Source organism: Roseibium sp., assembly GCF_048261595.1.
Classification (GTDB): Bacteria; Pseudomonadota; Alphaproteobacteria; order Rhizobiales; family Stappiaceae; genus Roseibium.
Genome location: NZ_JBLXFW010000003.1, coordinates 487,042 through 503,052 on the forward strand (window position 1 = coordinate 487,042; position 16,011 = coordinate 503,052).

The following is a 16,011-nucleotide window of genomic DNA, read 5'->3' on the forward strand; positions in this document are numbered from 1 at the left end:
TCATCCAAGATCAAATCTATGGCTGGCATCTTGTGATTGCCGAAAACTGTCTCACGGACGGAGAAATTTTTGCTCCGAAACGTCACCTGGAGCTACGATCATCCAGTTGACCGTGACATCGGGAATCGACCCATAGTCATGAGATGCGATGGAGAAAAAACCGTCCCGTTTGGCGTCCGGATAATAAACCAGAAGTTCGGCGGGAGGTGTTTCGCTCTGCCCCCGCCATACCAGCATCACGCCGCTCTTCTGCACGTCCTTCAAATCAATCCACGGGCAGAGGATCGGGTCGTGGAGGTAGAACATATGGGGTCGGGCATCTGCATGAAGCGTTACATTCGCGGTCGACCACATGTCGCCAGCAACATAGGCAAGCGGCATACCGGTTTTCTTTTCCCACTCTTCGGCCAACCGATCAGCGATCGCCCTGCCCGGATAATGCAGCCGCGTATATTTCGTCTTCCAGAGCGGTTCCAGAATTGCCTGACCGAGAATCACGGCAAGAAAGATTGCCTGGATCGTGACAGCCGCGATCAAGGCACGGCGGGGATGGCTCCATATGGCCGGCAAGGTCAAGAAATGAACTGCGGTGACGCCGGAGAGTACAAACAGAGGTGTGCCCCACATGTGCTCGAACTCGTTGCCGGTCACGGCCGACGCCAGCAGCACCACGCCCAGAGGAATGAATGCGAACCAGGCGAGGAACGTTGCTGCTTGTGAGTTTTCCGGGGCAGATGTTGGCGCAACGCGCGCCCGTATCCTCTTCAGTCCCGTGAGACCGAACCCTGCGAGTACGACAATAAAGAGCCCCGCGTGATTTCCGATCTGCGCGCCGAGGAATGCGACGGGGTTCCTTAGATGCGCGGTCCACTCCGGAGCGGCATGGCTTCGGCTTGCTGCATATTTCAGCGTCAGGAAATCAGTCTCGGACAGCCACATCAGATGAGGCGTCAGCAGGATCATGCAAACCGCCATTGCGACCCAAGGGCCGGGTGTTGCAAGCGAGCGGCGTGCATGGGGAAAGCTCAGGGCATAAAGGCCGATCGCACCGATGATCAGGGCCACGAAATACTTTGTGTAGAGGCCGAATGCCGCGATGATTCCGAGAAGGATCCAGTCGCTCAGCTTTCGATTCGTGATGCCCCGATGAAAGAACAGGATCAGCGCTGTCCAGACTGGAATCTGGAGAATGTTGGGGTTGAACTCGGGGGCAGGGAGCGTGAAGTAGAAGGTCGCACTCGTAAGAACGATCGACCAGAAACTCTGCCGCTCAGACAATCCCAGCCGGCGGCCAAGATGCCAGATGCATAGATAGCCAAGTCCAATGGCGATCTGGCTCAGCCAATAACCGCCGAATGTTGACCCGCCGGTTAGCCGGTAGGTGAACTCCAGGAGCCAGGCCTGCATCGGCGGGTGCTTCGTATATCCAAGGGCCAATTCCCTGCCCCATGCAAATCCTTCCACGACGTCCAGAGGCGGGTTGGGGAATGTGAGGGTCGGGATCAGGGCCCAGAGAGCGCAAAGGCCGAGAACATAGATGAGAGCCGAACGTTGTGCCGTCTGGGGGGTCATGTCTGGTCGCTGCTCGAAGATTCTTGGCTTGAAAACGCCCAAAGCCGCGCGCCGAGAAAGGTTAGCGCGGGAACGATGGCAATCGAGAACAGGATTCCCAGGCTTTCCGGCCAGGCTGTGAACTGGAGCCAGCTGGCAAGCACGCCGGAGTTCAGGGCAAAGCCGCTGAGCGCAAGAATAAAGAACCGTCGTATCCTGCGCCCGGCCTCTCCTTCATTGCGCGTTGCCGCAAAGCTCCAGAAATGATGGCCCAAGAACGAAACGATAAAGGCGACGAGAAACCCGCCGACATTTGCCGCGAGCGCGGGCAGGAAGCCGCTTTCGAACAGGGCGACGGCAACCAACGCGTGAGTTGCTGTTGCCACGCCGCCGACAATGGCAAACCGAACCGCTGTACCCGTTTCTGCTTTCACACGGCTCGCGAGTGATACCCGTCTATTCGGCATCGGTCCCGGATCCGTCGATTGCCGATCGGCCCTCCAGAATGTCCTGAACCAGATATACCGGGCGCTGCTTTGCCTCGTTGAAAAGGCGGGCCACATATTCGCCGATCATCCCGATGGACAGTAGTTGAACTCCCGAGAAGAACAGCAGCGCTACCATGAGCGATGCATAGCCAGGTACGTCCACGCCATAGGCGAGCACGCGGATGATGAGATATGCCGCGTAGGCGAAAGAACCCGCTGCGACGAGGCTGCCGCAATAGAGCCAGACCCTGAGAGGCATGGTGGTGAAGCCGGTCAGCCCGTCGATCGCGAAGTTCCAGAGCTTCCAGTAGTTCCACTTACCGATGCCCGCCCGGCGTTCCGGCCGTTGATAGGGAAGAGCCATGGAAGGATAGCCGACCCAGGCGAAAAGGCCCTTCATGAAACGGTTGCGTTCGGGGAGTTTCAGGAGTGCATCAACGACTGCGCGGTCCATCAGGCGAAAATCACCGGCATTCGCTGGCATGTCGATATTCGCGAGGCTGTTGAACAACCGGTAGAACATGTTGGCGGTCCCGCGTTTCAAGGCGGTGTCCGAAGAACGGTCGACGCGAAGCCCATAGACGACATCATAGCCCTGGCGCCAGCCATCGACCATCTGGGGAATGAGCTGCGGAGGATCCTGAAGGTCGGCATCGATAACGACGACGATGTCACCCTTTGCATGGGCAAGGCCTGCGCTGAGTGCTGCCTCCTTGCCGAAGTTGCGTGACAAACCGACAAGCCGCCCCGGAACCCCACCATTCAAGCGCGCGGCAATGATATCGGCAGTTGCGTCACGGCTGCCATCGTCGACGAAGACATACTCGTATGGGATTTCGAGGGTGTCGAGAACAGAGCGGGTATCCGACAGAAAGTGGTCGAGGACGTCGGCCTCGTTGTAGGCCGGCACGACAAGACTGAGCATCGGCTTTGACTTGCGCGATTCCGCACGCCGTTGCCGGTAGAGATGTCCGTCCTTTTGATCCTGCATTGCTGTCCCCGTTACATCTCGCGCAACCTGCCGGAATTCATGAAAAAAGGCCAGCCCTTCGACGGGCTGACCTTCATGTTCAATCGATTGGCCTGATTTTAGGCCAGAGCACCATGACAGTGCTTGTACTTCTTGCCTGAACCGCAGGGGCATGCCTCGTTGCGGCCGACCTTGCCCCAGCTATCCGGATTTTCCGGATCGCGTGGCTCGGCCATTTCATCTTCGCCCGTAAGAGGGTTGATGTGATGGCCCTGCATTTCGGGCAGTTCCGGCTGCGCTGGCGGCTGTTCCGTCACAAGTTCGACGCGCATCAGCTGGGCCGTTGTGATCTGGCGCAACTGAGCGAGCATGGTTTCGAACAGTGCGAAGGATTCGGTCTTGTATTCCTGCAGCGGATCACGCTGGGCATATCCGCGGAAGGCAACGGCCGAACGCAGGTGGTCGAGGTTTGAAAGGTGCTCGCGCCACAGGTTGTCCAGAGTTTGCAGGAGGACCGCCTTTTCGACCTGACGCATGATGTCGGGGCCGTATTTCGCGGCCTTGGCTGCCATGATTTCGTCGGCGGCACGGCGCAGTCGTTCCTTGACTTCCTCGTCAGCAATGCCCTCCTCCGCGGCCCAATCCTTGACCGGAAGATCGACATTCAGGAGTGTGCGCACTTCCTGCAGAAGGCCATCGGTATCCCACTGCTCGGGATAGGCCCTCTCCGGAATGTGCCGATTGACCATGTCCTCGATCATGTCGTGGCGCATGTCGGCAACTGTCTCCTGGAGGCTCTCACCGTCCATCAGCTCGATACGCTGTTCGAAGACCACCTTGCGCTGGTCGTTCATCACGTCATCGAACTTGAGCAGGTTCTTGCGGACGTCGAAGTTGCGGGCCTCGACCTTTTGCTGCGCCTTTTCCAGAGCCTTGTTGATCCAGGGATGGATGATTGCCTCGCCCTCTTCAAGGCCGAGCTTCTGGAGCATGGAGTCCATGCGCTCGGAGCCGAAGATGCGCATCAGGTCGTCCTGCAGGGACAGGAAGAACTTCGAGTGTCCGGGGTCGCCCTGACGGCCGGAACGGCCGCGCAGCTGATTGTCGATGCGGCGGCTCTCGTGCCGCTCGGTACCAATGACGTACAGACCACCAGCCGCGAGAGCCTTCTGCTTGCGATCTTCGACTTCTGCCTTGATCGTCGCGATCTTTGCGTCGCGATCCGGGCCTTCCGGCACGTCGGCAAGTTCGCGGTCGATGCGCATCTCGGCGTTGCCGCCAAGCTGAATGTCGGTGCCTCGGCCTGCCATGTTGGTTGCGATGGTCACTGCGCCCGGAAGGCCGGCCTGTGCAATGATGAAGGCTTCCTGCTCGTGGTAGCGTGCGTTGAGAACCGCGAAGATCTTTTCCTTCGAAGTGCCGCCGTCGCCATCATAGAGCGGGGCGAAAGCATTCGGGTCTGTAACGTCGATCTGCTTGTAGCCGTGCTTCTTCAGAAGGTCGGCCAGATACTCCGACTTCTCGATAGAGGTTGTGCCGACGAGGATCGGCTGGCCACGTTCCTTGCACTCGTCGATCAGCTTGACGATCGCATTGTATTTTTCTTCTGCGCTCCGGTAGACCTCATCATCGTCGTCGATGCGCTGGACGTTAACGTTGGTCGGGATCTCGACGACATCCAGCGAGTAGATGTCTGCAAACTCGTCCGCTTCCGTCGACGCCGTACCGGTCATGCCGGCCAGCTTGTCGTACATGCGGAAGTAGTTCTGGAAGGTGATCGAGGCGAGGGTCTGGTTTTCGGGCTGAATCCGAACCTTCTCGCGTGCCTCAAGGGCCTGGTGCAGCCCTTCGGAAAAACGGCGACCCGGCATCATGCGGCCGGTAAACTCATCGATGATCACAACTTCGTCGTTGCGGACGATGTAGTCCTTGTCGCGCTGGAACAGCTTGTGCGCCTTGAGGGCCTGCTGAAGGTGGTGCACTACGGCGACGTTCTCGACATCGTAGAGATGGTCGCCCTTGAGCAGTCCGGCCTGACTGAGGATGCCTTCCAGCTTCTCGTTACCCGCCTCGGTGAAGGAGACAGAGCGCGCCTTTTCATCCATTTCATAGTCTTCTTCCGTCAGCTGCGGAATGAAGGCGTCGATGGTGTTGTAGAAGTCGGAGCGGTCTTCGAGCGGACCGGAAATGATCAGCGGTGTGCGGGCCTCATCGATCAGGATGGAGTCAACTTCGTCGACGATGGCGAAGTTGTGCCCACGCTGAACCATCGAAGGCCGCTCGTGCTTCATGTTATCGCGGAGATAATCGAAGCCGAATTCGTTGTTCGTGCCGTAGGTAACGTCGGCAGCGTAGGCCGCGCGGCGCTCTTCATCGGACAGACCATGGGTTATGCAGCCCACGGTAAGCCCGAGGAAACGGTATACCTGACCCATCCAGTCGCTGTCGCGCTTGGCCAGATAATCGTTCACTGTAACGACATGGACGCCCTTGCCGGTGAGAGCGTTAAGGTAGACCGGGGCAGTTGCCACCAAGGTCTTGCCCTCGCCGGTACGCATTTCCGCGATCTGGTTGGCATTAAGCACCATGCCACCGATCAGCTGAACGTCGTAATGGCGTTGTCCTAGCGCCCGCTTCGCCGCCTCCCGGACCGTTGCAAAAGCCGGGATCAGGAGATCGTCGAGTTTTGCACCGTTCTTCAGCTGCTCCCGGAAATCGGCGGTTCTTGCACGAAGCTGGTCATCGGTGAGTGCCTGCATTTCCGGTTCGAGCGCGGAAATCGCGTCAACCTTTGCCTTGAATGCCTTGACCTTACGGTCGTTGGCGGATCCAAAAATCTTACGTGCTAATGCGCCAAGGCCAGCCATGTGGCGGTCCTTCCCCTGTCGGGCGGCGCCGGATGAAACCGCAGGGCGCCTGCCCATGAAATCGTCTCAATTGCTGTCCACGTTCTTCCGCTTGCGACAATGCACAGGCCGGAAACCCGAGGCAAAGGTGCCGTTCATACCAAATGGCAGAACGACCGACAGATAAGAGGGGGCCTAGAGCTTGTCAACGTCGCTGGTTTCAGCAAAGTTGCCGCATCCTGGTGGTCAGGACACGGCTGAATTCTCTTCGCAAAGTGCAAAGGACGACTTGATGTTCCGTTTTTCCATGCGTCGGCAGACCCGCTCGCTTCTCGTATCGGCATTTGCCCTGACGTTGGGGACTTCTGCGGTTTTTGCCGCTGAACCTGATGATGTTGTCGCGAAGGTAGGGACGGCCGAAATCACCGAAGCGGACCTGGCTTTTGCTGCCCAGGACCTTGGTCAGGATCTGCAGCGTTTTCCGCCCGCCCAGTGGCGTGCAATTTTGCTTGATGTGCTTGTGGACATGGAATTGCTGGGTCAGGCCGCGCGCGCCGAGGGCATCGACAAGGATGCAGATTTCCAGAAGCAGATGGAATTCATCACACTTCGTGCACTTCGTAATGCCTATCTGGCCCAGAAAATCGACGGTGTGATCTCAGACGAAGATGTTCAGTCTGCCTACGACAAGCAGTATGCGGAGTATGTCGGTCCGGAAGAAATGAAAGCCCGGCATATCCTGGTGAAGGAAAAGGCCGAAGCCGAAGCCATCATTGCAGAACTGGAAGGCGGAGCGGATTTTGTCGAGTTGGCAAAGACCAAGTCGACCGGTCCGTCGGGCCCGAATGGCGGCGATCTTGGCTATTTCACCAAGGGGCAAATGGTTCCTCCGTTCGAGGAAGCGACGCTGAAACTCGAAAAGGGAGCCTTTACGAAGGAGCCGGTCGAGACCCAGTTCGGTTGGCATGTCATTCTGCTTGAAGACAAGCGTCAGCAGGAAAAGCCGGCCTTCGAGGCGGTTTCGGCAAATCTACGTCAGCAGCTGATCCGTGACCTTTATACAAAGACGATGGACGAGCTTAAGGCTGAGCATCCGGTCGAGATCCTCGATGAAGACCTCGCCAAGGCCGAAGAGGCGAAATAAGCTGTTCCCGGGCTCGAATTAGTCCCTTTACGAGACCGCTCCGGCGCAGGCATAAGAACCTGAACCGGGGCGGTTTCTTCATTACGCCCCCTATCTACAGGAGTTAGGCCGATGGCCGCGACAGTGTCCCCTCTTGCCCCGAAGTCCTACCCGGAAATGCCGGAGATAGAAGGGGTGCGTTTTGCCACCGCCTCCGCCGGGATCAAGTACAAGGGTCGTACCGACGTGCTCCTGGCCAGTATCGATGCCGGGACGACGGTAGCCGGTGTCTTCACCAAGTCCAAATGCTCATCGGCCCCCGTTGATTGGTGCAAGGCGATCCTTGGTCAGGGCAAGGCACGTGGTTTGCTGGTCAATTCGGGGAATGCCAACGCTTTCACCGGCAAGAAGGGCAAGGCCGCTGTCGAATTGTCCGCGAAAATTGCGGCAAAGGCGATCGGATGTGCCGAGAACGAGGTTTTCCTGGCCTCCACAGGAGTTATCGGTGAACCGTTGCCGGCCGAAAAATTCGAAGCGGTCATCGACGATCTCGTCGCTGCGAAACAGCCGGCAAGCTGGCTGGACGCTGCCAAGGCCATCATGACGACGGATACCTATCCGAAGGTCGCTACGGCTTCGGTCGAATTTGATGGCAAAACCATCACGATCAATGGCATGGCCAAAGGCGCAGGCATGATCGCACCGGACATGGCGACCATGCTGTCCTTTATCTTCACCGACGCGCCGATCTCCGCTGAGGTTCTGCAATCGCTCCTGTCGGGTGAAACCGGCGACAGCTTCAACTCTGTAACGGTAGACAGCGATACCTCCACATCCGACACGGTGCTTCTTTTCGCCACCGGTGCCGCGGAAAAACGGGGTGTGGACAAGATCGACAACCTGGACGATCCGCGCCTGCCGACCGTTCGGGCCGCACTCGGCGATCTCATGCAGAACCTTGCACGTCAGATCGTTCGTGACGGCGAGGGAGCACGCAAATTCGTTGAGGTTCAGGTTGAAGGCGCCGACAGCGATGCGTCGGCCAAGACCATTGCCCTGTCGATCGCAAATTCGCCGCTGGTCAAAACGGCTGTTGCCGGTGAAGACGCGAACTGGGGGCGTGTGGTCATGGCCGTTGGCAAGGCTGGTGAGCCTGCCGATCGTGACCGCCTTGCCATCTGGTTCGGCGACATACGGGTGGCCGTCGAAGGTGAGAGGGACCCCGATTACAGCGAGGCCGCAACTTCAGCGGTGATGAAGGAAGAAGAGATTGTCATCCGTGTCGAGCTGGGTCTTGGGTCCGGTCAGGCGCGTGTGTGGACCTGCGACCTGACCAAGGAGTATGTCGCTATCAACGGCGACTACCGCAGCTAAGCCTGGGCCGTAACTCGGAATTTTATGAAAGTTTTCCGGGTTACGGTAAATCGACCGTTATCTCCCTGTCATAAGCTGGAACAGCTGAAATGAGCCGAATTGTTCTCGTCGCTGCATGTGCGCTTGTCGATGTCGATGGTCGGGTTCTCCTGGCTCAGAGGCCGGAGGGCAAGTCGATGGCGGGATTGTGGGAATTTCCCGGAGGCAAGGTCGAGACGGGGGAGCGTCCAGAGCAGACGCTCATTCGGGAGTTGAATGAGGAACTGGGAATTATCGTTAACGAACCGTGCCTCGCGCCGCTCACCTTCGCGAGCCATGCTTATGAGGATTTTCACCTTCTGATGCCACTTTACATCTGTCGACGTTGGGAGGGTGTTCCGACCGGCCGCGAAGGGCAGAACCTAAAGTGGGTCAGACCCTTGCGACTGCGGGACTACCCTATGCCAGCGGCCGACGAGCCCTTGATCCCGTTCCTGATGGATCTTGTACCAGCCTGAAGATCCGTCGCAGTTGAAAGGACCCGAGATGCAGAAGTTCGTAACGAAGGCAGCCTCTGGGGTCCGTGTAGCGCGCGAAGCCAGCCGTCGTTTTCGCTCCGACGAAAGCGGCGCGACATCGATCGAATACGCGATGATAGCCGGTCTGATCAGCGTCGCGATCGCAGCTACGCTGCTCGCGATTGGCACAACGTTGCGCGATGATTTCTTCGGCGCCGTTCTCGCCGGGTTTAGCTGATTTCTACGAACCTTTGAGTTTCTACTAGTCTTTGCCCGTGGGTGTCAGAGGCATCTCTTTGGCACCCAGCGCGTCAGCGAGGCGTATTTTTGCCGATCCTGGACGCAGCGGCTTTTGCTGACTTTCGTGTGGCGCCCAGCCTGATAGTGATACCAGCGCGTACGTGGCACGGATACGCCCGTCCGGATCGCTGTAGTCCTGGAGGTAGAGTTCTGCCGCGCGCATGAGCACTGCTCGTGCCAGTGGTTTGCGACTTCGTTCTGTCAGTACCGAGGTCGCACCCATCGCTTTCAGATCCTGCAACAGGGCGAACATCGAAGAATAGCGCACTGTCAGACGGTCGGTATCGGTGACGGGCAGGGCAAAACCTGCACGCTGCAGCAATGCCCCGAGATCTCGGATATCCGCAAACGGGGACACTCGCGGCGCGGCTCCACCGGCGATTTCCAGCTCGGCGCGCATCAGAACGTCTCGCAATTCGTAGAGAGTGTCTCCACCGAGAAGAACGCCAAGAAACAAGCCGTCCGGCTTGAGTGCGCGACGGATTTGCACCAGCGAGCCGGGCAAGTCATTGACCCAGTGCAGGCTCAACGCGGAAACGATCATTTCGACGCTTTGATCCCGGAAGGGCGGTGTGGCGTCATCGAAGACCAAGTCCGGAGGAGGCAAGTTCGGATCGGAGCAGAAGAGGTCGGCGCGAAGGACGGTGCCGATCTTGCCACTCTTGCGCATTACGTCCGCGATGCGGCCGGTATGTCCGCCGAAGTCGATGCCGGTCCCGAATGTTCGACTCAGAGCCATCAGCCGGTCAGCCATGTCCTCAGCCACCACTTCCATCAGGAAATCGCTGCCGGGCTTTGCAGATGCCAGTGCCGTTGTGCGTTTTTGCTTCAATAGCGTTCGGTCGAACAGGTTTGGCTGGGTCATGTGGATCCGATGGACAAGAGACAGGCGCACATATGGTCCTTTCCGGGCTCCGCGTCAAAACATGATAGTGTGCTGCCAAGGACGGGGATGTGCATGTTTGACGTTCATCAGCATCTGAATGAACCATGGCGGCTTGCATTGGACGTTGCGCGCGGCGCAGCGCGCCATGTTCTGGATTTCATCCTGCCGCCCCGGTGCCTTGCCTGCCAGCAAGTCGTCGCCGATCCCGGAAGCCTGTGCCCGGTATGTTGGCAGGAGATGAATTTCATCTGCATACCGGTCTGCGAGCGATTGGGCGTGCCCTTGTCTCATGACATGGGTGCAGGAGGTCTCAGCGCCCGCGCCATCGCAGAGCCACCAGTTTTTGACCGCGCGCGTGCGGTTGCAACATACACAGGTGTAGCCCGTCAGCTCGTGCTGTCTCTGAAATTCGCGCATCGGCGCGACCTTTCAGACCCGCTGGGGCGCTGGATGGCCATTGCGGGAAATGAGCTGGCCGATCCTGAAACGATCGTGGTCCCCGTGCCCCTTCACCGTTTGCGCTTGCTGGGTCGCCGGTTCAACCAGTCGGCAGACCTCGCCAAGGCCGTGGGGCATCATTGGCGGGTGTGCTCACATCCTCTTCTCCTCCAGAGAGTGCGACGGACGCGGCAGCAGGTTGGTCTGGATGCAAAGGCCCGCCGTAAGAACGTGCGTGGCGCCTTTCAGGTCCGCAAGGGATATGAGCACCTGGTCCATGGCAAGCCGGTTGTCCTGGTTGACGACGTCCTGACCACCGGTTCGACCGTTTCCGCCTGTGCCCGCGCTCTCCTGCAGGCTGGAGCCTCGCGGGTCGACGTACTGTGCTTTGCCATCGCCGCTGACAGTCACGTGGATGTGTGATTCGCTTTCGCTTGTGCCTGCCCGCTCTCAGCCCATATAAACGGTCCAAATTGCGGCTTAGCGCTGCTTCTCGAACCTGATAAGGATGCCAAATGGCTGAAGTTGTTATCTATACCCGCCAGCTGTGCGGGTTCTGTGTGGCTGCAAAGCGACTGCTCGACAGCAAGGGTGTGTCTTACACCGAATATGACGCTACGTTTGACCCGAAGCTGAAGAAGGAAATGATCCAGAAGGCCAACGGCCGGACGACCTTCCCGCAGATCTTCGTCGGAAAGACGCATGTCGGCGGGTGTGACGATCTTCACGATCTGGATCGTGAAGGAGGCCTCGATCCGCTCCTGTCCGCCTGAGCTGGCGCCGCCGCCGTTGTGGAGAAGAATGAATGACTGAGTTTGTCGCCGCCTGCGTGCAATTGCGAGCCGGCAAGGATGTCCTTGCAAACCTTGCCGAGACATCGGGCCTGATCCGGTCCGCAGCATCAGCGGGGGCTCAGTACATACAAACTCCGGAGATGACGAACGTCCTTGTTCGCAGCCGTGATGAACTGCTTGAGCGCATCCGGCTGGAGCAGGAGGATCCGACGCTGGCGGCGATGCAGAAGCTCGCCGACGAGCTCGGTGTTTGGATTCACCTGGGCTCCATCGCCATCCTTCTTCCCGGTGGCAAGGTCGCCAATAGAGCGTTTGTCATCGGTCCGGATGGTGTCGTGCGCGCAAGCTACGACAAGATCCACATGTTTGATGTCGATCTGCCGAATGGAGAGAGCTGGCGAGAGTCGGCTACCTATGAACCGGGCGGGCAGAGCACATTGTTGGAGTTGCCCTGGATCCGGATGGGGATGGCCGTCTGCTACGACGTGCGGTTCCCGGCCATTTTCCGGACACAGGCGCGAGAAGGCGCCGGACTTCTGACCATGCCGGCTGCGTTTACCCGCCAGACCGGTGAGGCGCATTGGCATGTGCTGCAGCGGGCGCGGGCGATCGAGAATGGAGCCTATGTCGTTTCAGCGGCTCAAGGAGGCGTGCATGAAGATGGCCGCGAAACCTACGGTCACAGCATCATTGTTGATCCGTGGGGCAAGGTCGTCGCGGAGATCGACAGCGACGAGCCGGGTGTGGTGACGGCAAAGATTGATCCCGAGGAAGTGACAAAGGCGCGTCAGCGTATTCCGGCAATTGCCAATGAACGCTCTTTTTCCGCGGTAAACGTTTCCAAGCTTGCCGAGGTTGCAGAGTGATCAAGTATTCGTTGTGCTGCGAGAGCGCGCATGATTTTGAAGGCTGGTTCCGGAATTCCGACGATTTTGACCGCCAATGCGCGCTCAGGCTTGTGACGTGCCCTGTTTGTGGCTCTGCCGACGTCCGGAAGAGCCTTATGGCGCCGGCGGTCTCGACATCTCGCAAGAAAGAGGCGTCGGGAATCCCGGCCGAGAGAACTCCCGCAGTTACGCCTGATGTGGATTCTGCGGCGCCTCTGGCGAAGGCTGATGCAGGCCAAACCGCACTTGTTACTGCCCATCCAAAGTACCAGGAACTCGTCGAAGGTTTGCGGACGCTGCGCAAGAAAATGATCGACAGTTCGGATTACGTTGGCAAGGAATTCGCCGAGGAGGCTCGCAAAATCCACTACGGCGAGGCCGAAGAACGGAATATCTACGGCGAGACCTCTAAAGCCGATATTGAAGCCTTGGCGGATGAAGGCATTTCCGTTCTGCCATTGCCCGTATTGCCGGATGATCAGAACTGAGCGGTTGCGCCTTCAGGTACAGCAGTCAAAGCTCCCCGATCCGATTGTCTCGGGGAGCGTTTCATTGATTTGAGGTATCAGCGCGTTGCGGTGACCTTGCGCCGTGGCTTCGGTGCGGTGCTCGCAAGCTCAGCGCGGGATTCCTCGACCGCCTTTCCGAATTCCGTGGCCGTCTCCATGGCAGCTTCGCTAAGCTCCTCTGCCTTGGCCATGCTTTCGGTTACGCTGTCCTTCAGCAGTTCAAGCTGGTTCCGTGCGTGTTCCTGATATTCACCGGCCATCGTCGTGTAAAAATCCTGCAGCGTTGAGATGGCCTGATCCGGCATGCGGCATTCACTCAGTGCCTTCGCGCATTCGAAGTCTTCGTGAAGCCGGTGACTGACGAAGCGCATGTGGTCGTCAAGAGCCTTTTCGGCACGGTCCCACATTGTCTGGTTGAAACGCTGAAGGCCTGAAAATGCAAGTTCCTCCATTCGGTCCTCGCGTTCGGCGAAAGCCCAGTTGGAGAAGGTCGGCGTCGGCCAATGCGGCATCAGCTTCTGAAATACGTCGAATGGCGTGTCGCTTGATTTTCCAGGCATATTGAACCTCCGAAAGTCGGCATGGCAGCCATGCAGTGGGTTTCAGGTCTGTATGGATCGGAATTTTCCCGGTTGCTTTTATCTGATGCACTGCAACCTGTATTTGATTTTGATCATGGAAATGTGTCGGTTTTCGTGCGGTTTTTGGCAGGATTGCATTTCTCAGAGGTGATCTATGTCCAAGCCGTCCAGGACCGACGCCATGGCGGGGGAGATTGGGCCGTCCCCACGGTCTGGTCCGATTGCGTGGCTCGATGGCGCGCGCGTGTCGGCCGGTATGGACCATGATGGCGAGATTGACAGTTACTCAGTAACCGCCCTTGCCGAAGTTCTGGATCGTTCGACGCGGGCGATGGTCGCTCGCGCGACACTTGGAATTTCGCCAAGCGCGCTGGTGCGTGCCTATCTGGATTGGGCTCTACACCTGGCCATATCGCCTGGAAAACAGGGGCGGCTGGCTGAAAAGGCATTCACCAAGCTTCTGCGTCTTTCCCGGTTCTATGTGCAATGTGCGGCTGCGGGCGGTTCAGGTGAAGCCTGTATCGATCCCTTGCCGCAGGACCGGCGGTTCGACCACCCTGGATGGAAAACATTTCCCTTCAATCTCTATTCCCAGAGTTTTCTGCTGAACCAACAATGGTGGTTCAATGCGATGACCGGCGTTCGGGGTGTTACGACCCATCATGAGCGTGTGGTTGATTTCGCGACGAGGCAGATGCTCGATCTTTTTTCTCCGTCCAATTTCCTTTTCACCAATCCGGAGGTTTTGGAGAAGACGGTCAAGGACAGCGGAATGAACCTGGTTCGCGGTGTTTCACACTTCTGGGAAGACGTGGACAGGCAAATGCGCCACTTGCCGCCTCCCGGCACGGAGGATTTTGTTGTCGGCGAAGACCTCGCCGCCACGCCTGGGAAGGTTGTCTATCGCAATCGGCTCATCGAACTGATCCAATACGATCCGGTGACCGAACATGTCCGCCCCGAGCCGATCGTGATCACGCCCGCGTGGATCATGAAATATTACATCCTGGACCTGTCCCCGGGGAACTCGCTGGTCAGATATCTGGTCGAGCAGGGCTACACGGTTTTCATGATCTCATGGAAGAACCCCGGGAGGGGGGACCGGGATCTGGGGATGTCCGACTACCGGCAACTCGGTGTTGAGGCAGCGCTCGATGCTGCGCTCTCGATCACGGGTGCCAAGCAAGCTCACATGGCCGGCTATTGTCTGGGAGGTACGCTGCTGGCGATAGCGCTTGCCGGGCTGATGCACAATGGCGACGACCGGGTTGCCAGTCTGTCGCTGTTTGCAGCCCAAACCGATTTCACCGAGGCCGGTGAGCTGACTCTGTTTATCGACGAGAGCGAAGTGTCGTTCCTCGAGGACATGATGTGGGAGCAGGGCTTTCTCGATACGGCCCAGATGGCCGGCGCCTTCCAGTTGCTGCGCTCCAATGACCTCATCTGGTCAAAGGTGATCCGGGAATATCTTCTGGGCGAAAGAACGCCGATGTTCGATCTCATGGCGTGGAATGCGGACGGAACCCGCATGCCCTACAAGATGCATTCCGAGTACCTCTCCAGTTTGTTCCTGCGCAATGACTTCGCTGAGGGGCGCTGGAGGGTGGATGGAGTGCCGGTCTCAGTCGAGGATATCCAGGTCCCGATCTTTGCCGTCGGAACCGAGCACGATCACGTGGCGCCCTGGCCATCCGTCTACAAGATCGCTCACCTTGCCGACAGCGAGGTAACGTTTGTTCTCGCTAACGGCGGGCACAATGCGGGTATCGTCAGTGAGCCGGGACACGCACATCGTCATTTTCGGATCATGGCGACGCCCGAACACGACGGCTATCTGGACGCCGATAGCTGGAAGCAGCTGGCGCTGTACTGCGAGGGGTCGTGGTGGGAGGCCTGGGTAAACTGGCTGGACAAGCGTTCTGGTGCCCCTGTGGACCCACCAGCACCCGGGAAGCCGGATGCCGGTTTGCCTGTCCTCGGACCTGCTCCGGGGGGCTACGTGATGATGGCGTGAGGCTTAGCGCCTGGTAGCAGCGCTAGCGAGCTGAATGAGCGTTGGTGCTCCCCATCCAGGACTTGAGTTCTGCGGTGACCGCCTCGGGAGCCTCGAGAGTTGAAAGGTGCCCGCAATTCCCGATGACGGCCAGACGGCTGTCCGGAATAAGTTGATGCATTTCCCGGGCGAGCTCGGGAGGTGTCAGGGTATCGCCTTCGCCGACTAGAACCAGTGTCGGACAGGTAATGCTTGAAAGGCCCGGACGCGAGTCGATCCGGGAGATGATTGCCCGGGTTTGCCGAATGAAGGCTTCGGGTCCGGTTTCCTGGGCCATTTCGACCACCACCGACTTGAGTTCCTCGTCATTCTCCCGGTTCTTGTGCACGAAGCCCGGGTAGAGCAGGTGCGGAACCTTGTTGAAGCCTTTCTGCTCGGTCATCCTGATCAGGAATTCGCGGCGTTCCGTCTGTTCTGGTGCATCGGGCCTGGGGTTCGTGTCGAGAAGGGCGAGGCGAGTGACCCTCTCCGGTGCCACCCGCATGATCTCCATGGCGATGTAGCCGCCCATCGACAACCCGGCCAGCGCAAAGCGATCGGGAGCCTTTTCGAGAATACTTGCGGCGATAGCCTCGATGGTATCGTGCTGACGATGGTTTGCCACCATGAGTGGCCGGTCGGCGAACGCCACGATCTGAGGTGCATACAGGATTTCGGTGCACAGCAGGCCGGGTATGAAGACGATGGCTTCCATGATCTTCTCCAATACCGTGC

General features: G+C 58.4%; 16 protein-coding genes. 9 read left to right on the forward strand and 7 right to left on the reverse strand.

Going from position 1 to position 16,011, the window contains the following annotated elements:
• Positions 1–51: 51 nt before the first annotated feature.
• The 4 genes from ACN0SY_RS13480 to secA form a co-directional block, all read right to left on the reverse strand.
• Entirely contained in the window at positions 52–1,572 is a 1,521-nt protein-coding gene (locus ACN0SY_RS13480; RefSeq protein WP_417687849.1) for a glycosyltransferase family 39 protein, read from the reverse strand.
• Positions 1,569–2,018: a GtrA family protein gene (locus ACN0SY_RS13485; RefSeq protein WP_417687851.1), complete on the reverse strand. Its 450-nt coding sequence runs from the start codon at positions 2,016–2,018 to the stop codon at positions 1,569–1,571. The genes ACN0SY_RS13480 and ACN0SY_RS13485 overlap by 4 nt, the downstream gene beginning before the upstream one ends.
• Entirely contained in the window at positions 2,008–3,030 is a 1,023-nt protein-coding gene (locus tag ACN0SY_RS13490; protein WP_417687853.1) for a glycosyltransferase family 2 protein, read from the reverse strand. The genes ACN0SY_RS13485 and ACN0SY_RS13490 overlap by 11 nt, the downstream gene beginning before the upstream one ends.
• Positions 3,031–3,128: 98 nt before the next feature.
• Positions 3,129–5,876, reverse strand: a complete 2,748-nt coding sequence (gene secA, locus ACN0SY_RS13495) for a preprotein translocase subunit SecA (protein ID WP_417687855.1) — start codon at positions 5,874–5,876, stop codon at positions 3,129–3,131.
• 271 nt (positions 5,877–6,147) lie between these two features.
• Here secA and ACN0SY_RS13500 point away from each other — a divergent pair, with 271 nt between their 5' ends.
• From ACN0SY_RS13500 to ACN0SY_RS13515, 4 genes are all read left to right on the forward strand, one after another.
• On the forward strand, positions 6,148–6,999 hold the full coding sequence (locus ACN0SY_RS13500; RefSeq protein ID WP_417687857.1) for a peptidylprolyl isomerase: 852 nt from the start codon (positions 6,148–6,150) through the stop codon (positions 6,997–6,999).
• A gap of 111 nt (positions 7,000–7,110) precedes the next feature.
• The gene (argJ, locus tag ACN0SY_RS13505) at positions 7,111–8,352 is read left to right on the forward strand and encodes a bifunctional glutamate N-acetyltransferase/amino-acid acetyltransferase ArgJ (RefSeq protein ID WP_417687859.1); all 1,242 of its coding nucleotides are present in this window, start codon (positions 7,111–7,113) and stop codon (positions 8,350–8,352) included.
• 89 nt (positions 8,353–8,441) lie between these two features.
• Positions 8,442–8,849: a (deoxy)nucleoside triphosphate pyrophosphohydrolase gene (locus tag ACN0SY_RS13510; protein WP_417687861.1), complete on the forward strand. Its 408-nt coding sequence runs from the start codon at positions 8,442–8,444 to the stop codon at positions 8,847–8,849.
• A gap of 28 nt (positions 8,850–8,877) precedes the next feature.
• Positions 8,878–9,087 carry a Flp family type IVb pilin gene (locus ACN0SY_RS13515; RefSeq protein WP_417687863.1) on the forward strand — a complete coding sequence of 70 codons (210 nt, stop codon included), beginning with the start codon at positions 8,878–8,880 and terminating at the stop codon, positions 9,085–9,087.
• 24 nt (positions 9,088–9,111) lie between these two features.
• Here ACN0SY_RS13515 and ACN0SY_RS13520 read toward each other — a convergent pair whose 3' ends face one another.
• Positions 9,112–10,014 (reverse strand): methyltransferase domain-containing protein, encoded by a 903-nt coding sequence (locus ACN0SY_RS13520; protein WP_417687865.1) that lies wholly within the window; start codon positions 10,012–10,014, stop codon positions 9,112–9,114.
• A 93-nt stretch (positions 10,015–10,107) separates the two neighbouring features.
• On the opposite strand from ACN0SY_RS13520, the gene ACN0SY_RS13525 reads away from it, so the two are divergent.
• The 4 genes from ACN0SY_RS13525 to ACN0SY_RS13540 all read left to right on the forward strand — a co-directional run bounded on the left by ACN0SY_RS13525 (position 10,108) and on the right by ACN0SY_RS13540 (position 12,642).
• The gene (locus ACN0SY_RS13525) at positions 10,108–10,896 is read left to right on the forward strand and encodes a ComF family protein (RefSeq protein WP_417687867.1); all 789 of its coding nucleotides are present in this window, start codon (positions 10,108–10,110) and stop codon (positions 10,894–10,896) included.
• Positions 10,897–10,988: 92 nt separating this feature from the next.
• A complete protein-coding gene (grxC, locus tag ACN0SY_RS13530) occupies positions 10,989–11,246 on the forward strand; it encodes a glutaredoxin 3 (RefSeq protein ID WP_417687869.1) in 258 nt (85 codons plus the stop codon).
• 32 nt (positions 11,247–11,278) lie between these two features.
• Positions 11,279–12,133: a carbon-nitrogen hydrolase family protein gene (locus ACN0SY_RS13535; RefSeq protein WP_417687871.1), complete on the forward strand. Its 855-nt coding sequence runs from the start codon at positions 11,279–11,281 to the stop codon at positions 12,131–12,133.
• Positions 12,130–12,642 (forward strand): DUF1178 family protein, encoded by a 513-nt coding sequence (locus ACN0SY_RS13540; RefSeq protein ID WP_417687873.1) that lies wholly within the window; start codon positions 12,130–12,132, stop codon positions 12,640–12,642. Before ACN0SY_RS13535 ends, ACN0SY_RS13540 begins: the two co-directional genes overlap by 4 nt.
• A gap of 77 nt (positions 12,643–12,719) precedes the next feature.
• On the opposite strand, the gene ACN0SY_RS13545 is transcribed toward ACN0SY_RS13540, so the two are convergent.
• Positions 12,720–13,223, reverse strand: a complete 504-nt coding sequence (locus ACN0SY_RS13545; protein WP_417687875.1) for a phasin family protein — start codon at positions 13,221–13,223, stop codon at positions 12,720–12,722.
• A gap of 202 nt (positions 13,224–13,425) precedes the next feature.
• Between ACN0SY_RS13545 and ACN0SY_RS13550 the strand changes: the two genes are divergently transcribed.
• The gene (locus ACN0SY_RS13550) at positions 13,426–15,258 is read left to right on the forward strand and encodes a PHA/PHB synthase family protein (protein ID WP_417687877.1); all 1,833 of its coding nucleotides are present in this window, start codon (positions 13,426–13,428) and stop codon (positions 15,256–15,258) included.
• 22 nt (positions 15,259–15,280) lie between these two features.
• Here ACN0SY_RS13550 and ACN0SY_RS13555 read toward each other — a convergent pair whose 3' ends face one another.
• The gene (locus tag ACN0SY_RS13555; RefSeq protein WP_417687879.1) at positions 15,281–15,991 is read right to left on the reverse strand and encodes an alpha/beta fold hydrolase; all 711 of its coding nucleotides are present in this window, start codon (positions 15,989–15,991) and stop codon (positions 15,281–15,283) included.
• Positions 15,992–16,011 lie beyond the last annotated feature (20 nt).

Bases quoted from the DNA above. Each gene is read 5' to 3' on its own strand.
- ACN0SY_RS13535 (WP_417687871.1), top strand. From the start codon at position 11,279: ATGACTGAGTTTGTCGCCGCCTGCGTGCAATTGCGAGCCGGCAAGGAT.
- ACN0SY_RS13480 (WP_417687849.1), bottom strand. From the start codon at position 1,572: ATGACCCCCCAGACGGCACAACGTTCGGCTCTCATCTATGTTCTCGGC.
- ACN0SY_RS13500 (WP_417687857.1), top strand. From the start codon at position 6,148: ATGTTCCGTTTTTCCATGCGTCGGCAGACCCGCTCGCTTCTCGTATCG.
- ACN0SY_RS13525 (WP_417687867.1), top strand. From the start codon at position 10,108: ATGTTTGACGTTCATCAGCATCTGAATGAACCATGGCGGCTTGCATTG.
- secA (WP_417687855.1), bottom strand. From the start codon at position 5,876: ATGGCTGGCCTTGGCGCATTAGCACGTAAGATTTTTGGATCCGCCAAC.
- ACN0SY_RS13490 (WP_417687853.1), bottom strand. From the start codon at position 3,030: ATGCAGGATCAAAAGGACGGACATCTCTACCGGCAACGGCGTGCGGAA.
- ACN0SY_RS13545 (WP_417687875.1), bottom strand. From the start codon at position 13,223: ATGCCTGGAAAATCAAGCGACACGCCATTCGACGTATTTCAGAAGCTG.
- ACN0SY_RS13510 (WP_417687861.1), top strand. From the start codon at position 8,442: ATGAGCCGAATTGTTCTCGTCGCTGCATGTGCGCTTGTCGATGTCGAT.
- ACN0SY_RS13520 (WP_417687865.1), bottom strand. From the start codon at position 10,014: ATGACCCAGCCAAACCTGTTCGACCGAACGCTATTGAAGCAAAAACGC.
- grxC (WP_417687869.1), top strand. From the start codon at position 10,989: ATGGCTGAAGTTGTTATCTATACCCGCCAGCTGTGCGGGTTCTGTGTG.
- ACN0SY_RS13550 (WP_417687877.1), top strand. From the start codon at position 13,426: ATGGCGGGGGAGATTGGGCCGTCCCCACGGTCTGGTCCGATTGCGTGG.
- argJ (WP_417687859.1), top strand. From the start codon at position 7,111: ATGGCCGCGACAGTGTCCCCTCTTGCCCCGAAGTCCTACCCGGAAATG.
- ACN0SY_RS13485 (WP_417687851.1), bottom strand. From the start codon at position 2,018: ATGCCGAATAGACGGGTATCACTCGCGAGCCGTGTGAAAGCAGAAACG.
- ACN0SY_RS13515 (WP_417687863.1), top strand. From the start codon at position 8,878: ATGCAGAAGTTCGTAACGAAGGCAGCCTCTGGGGTCCGTGTAGCGCGC.
- ACN0SY_RS13555 (WP_417687879.1), bottom strand. From the start codon at position 15,991: ATGGAAGCCATCGTCTTCATACCCGGCCTGCTGTGCACCGAAATCCTG.